Genomic DNA, 1,475 nt, shown 5'->3' on the forward strand with positions numbered 1-1,475 from the left:
CGGTTAAGCTACCGACTTCTTTTGCAACCCACTCCCATGGTGTGACGGGCGGTGTGTACAAGGCCCGGGAACGTATTCACCGTAGCATGCTGATCTACGATTACTAGCGATTCCGACTTCATGGAGTCGAGTTGCAGACTCCAATCCGGACTACGACAGACTTTGTGTGTTCCGCTTGCTCTCGCGAGGTCGCTTCACTTTGTATCCGCCATTGTAGCACGTGTGTAGCCCTACTCGTAAGGGCCATGATGACTTGACGTCATCCCCACCTTCCTCCGGTTTATCACCGGCAGTCTCCTTTGAGTTCCCGCCTTCACGCGCTGGCAACAAAGGATAAGGGTTGCGCTCGTTGCGGGACTTAACCCAACATTTCACAACACGAGCTGACGACAGCCATGCAGCACCTGTCTCTCAGTTCCCGAAGGCACTTCGCTGTCTCCAGCAAATTCTGAGGATGTCAAGAGTAGGTAAGGTTCTTCGCGTTGCATCGAATTAAACCACATGCTCCACCGCTTGTGCGGGCCCCCGTCAATTCATTTGAGTTTTAACCTTGCGGCCGTACTCCCCAGGCGGTCGATTTAACGCGTTAGCTCCGGAAGCCACAGCTCTAGGCCACAACCTCCAAATCGACATCGTTTACAGCGTGGACTACCAGGGTATCTAATCCTGTTTGCTCCCCACGCTTTCGCACCTGAGCGTCAGTCTTCGTCCAGGGGGCCGCCTTCGCCACCGGTATTCCTCCACATCTCTACGCATTTCACCGCTACACATGGAATTCTACCCCCCTCTACGAGACTCCAGTCAACCAGTCTTAGATGCCATTCCCAGGTTGAGCCCGGGGATTTCACATCTAACTTAATTCACCGCCTGCGTGCGCTTTACGCCCAGTCATTCCGATTAACGCTCGCACCCTCCGTATTACCGCGGCTGCTGGCACGGAGTTAGCCGGTGCTTCTTCTGCGGGTAACGTCAAAATCTAACCCTCTTCAGGCTAAATCCTTCCTCCCCGCTGAAAGTACTTTACAACCCGAAGGCCTTCTTCATACACGCGGCATGGCTGCATCAGGCTTCCGCCCATTGTGCAATATTCCCCACTGCTGCCTCCCGTAGGAGTCTGGGCCGTGTCTCAGTCCCAGTGTGGCTGGTCATCCTCTCAGACCAGCTAGAGATCGTCGCCTAGGTAGGCCGTTACCCTACCTACCAGCTAATCCCATCTGGGTTCATCCGACGGCGTGAGGCCCTTTCAGGTCCCCCACTTTGGTCTCGCGACATTATGCGGTATTAGCCACCGTTTCCAGTGGTTATCCCCCGCCCTCGGGCAGATCCCCAGACATTACTCACCCGTCCGCCGCTCGTCAGCAAAAGCGCAAGCGCTTTCCTGTTACCGCCCGACTTGCATGTGTTAGGCCTGCCGCCAGCGTTCAATCTGAGCCATGATCAAACTCTTCAATTCAAAGCTTGATGCTCAAAGAATT

At 54.8% G+C, this 1,475-nt stretch carries 1 rRNA gene; it reads right to left on the minus strand.

The window, feature by feature from the left end:
• Nucleotides 1-1,453, minus strand: a 16S ribosomal RNA gene (locus ACGF5R_RS23935); the annotation flags it as partial.
• Nucleotides 1,454-1,475 lie beyond the last annotated feature (22 nt).

It is taken from the genome of Photorhabdus sp. RM71S (genome assembly GCF_042879355.1).
GTDB lineage: Bacteria > Pseudomonadota > Gammaproteobacteria > Enterobacterales > Enterobacteriaceae > Photorhabdus > Photorhabdus kayaii.